This is a genomic window from Thermobrachium celere DSM 8682 (assembly GCF_000430995.1).
In the GTDB taxonomy this organism is placed as follows: Bacteria; Bacillota; Clostridia; order Clostridiales; family Caloramatoraceae; genus Thermobrachium; species Thermobrachium celere.
Genome location: NZ_HF952027.1, coordinates 1 through 1,090, shown reverse-complemented (window position 1 = coordinate 1,090; position 1,090 = coordinate 1). Strand labels below are relative to the sequence as shown.

Sequence of the window (1,090 nt, the reverse complement as noted above, 5' to 3'; positions counted from 1 at the left end):
CACCAGGTAGTATTTAGCCTTGGGAGGTGGTCCTCCCTGCTTCCCACAGGGTTCCTCGTGTCCCGTTGTACTCTGGATCAGGTCTCGCTCAAAGTCCTTTTCGCCTACAGGGCTTTTACCTTCTGTGGCTGGCCTTTCCAGACCTATTCGGCTAAGAACTCCTTCGCTTTCTTGACCTGTCCGCAACCCCAGAGTTTCCTCTGGTTTGGGCTCCTCCCCTTTCGCTCGCCGCTACTTAGGGAATCGATTATTCTTTCTTTTCCTCCGGGTACTTAGATGTTTCAGTTCCCCGGGTGTGCCCTCCTTAGCCTATGGATTCAGCTAAGGATGCATGGCGTTAGCCATGCGGGTTCCCCCATTCGGACATCTGCGGATCACAGCCTGTTTGCGGCTACCCGCAGCTTTTCGCAGCTTACCACGTCCTTCATCGGCTCCTGGTGCCAAGGCATCCACCATGCGCCCTTTGTAGCTTGATCGTTACAAAGAACTTGTTACCTTTGGCTGTGCAGTTTTCAAAGAACTGTTTTACTTATTCTCAAAGACGTTCCTTATCTTAAAGCGTCTTTAATCTGAAGGGACTTCGGCCTTTCGGCTCCCGGGCAATTTAGACGCTAACTTCGTTAGCTAAATTGCCCGCCGAAATCCATTCAGGATTTCGGCCCTTCAAAACTAAACAGCGAGAGCTATTAAACCCTTAGAAAGGAGGTGATCCAGCCGCAGGTTCTCCTACGGCTACCTTGTTACGACTTCACCCCAATCACCAGCCCCACCTTCGACAGCTGCCTCCCTTGCGGGTTAGCCCACTGGCTTCGGGTGTTGCCGGCTCTCATGGTGTGACGGGCGGTGTGTACAAGGCCCGGGAACGTATTCACCGCGGCATGCTGATCCGCGATTACTAGCAACTCCGGCTTCATGTAGGCGAGTTGCAGCCTACAATCCGAACTGGGACCGGTTTTTGAGATTAGCTCCCCCTCACGGGGTTTTGCAACTCATTGTACCGGCCATTGTAGCACGTGTGTAGCCCAGAGCATAAGGGGCATGATGATTTGACGTCATCCCCACCTTCCTCCTGGTTAACCCAGGCAGTCCC

2 rRNA genes are annotated in these 1,090 nt (G+C 53.2%); both read right to left on the bottom strand.

Annotated features, from left to right (window positions below):
* Nucleotides 1-476 (bottom strand): 23S ribosomal RNA (locus TCEL_RS11365); the annotation flags it as partial.
* Nucleotides 477-698: 222 nt separating this feature from the next.
* Nucleotides 699-1,090: ribosomal RNA gene (locus tag TCEL_RS11360) — 16S ribosomal RNA — on the bottom strand; the annotation flags it as partial.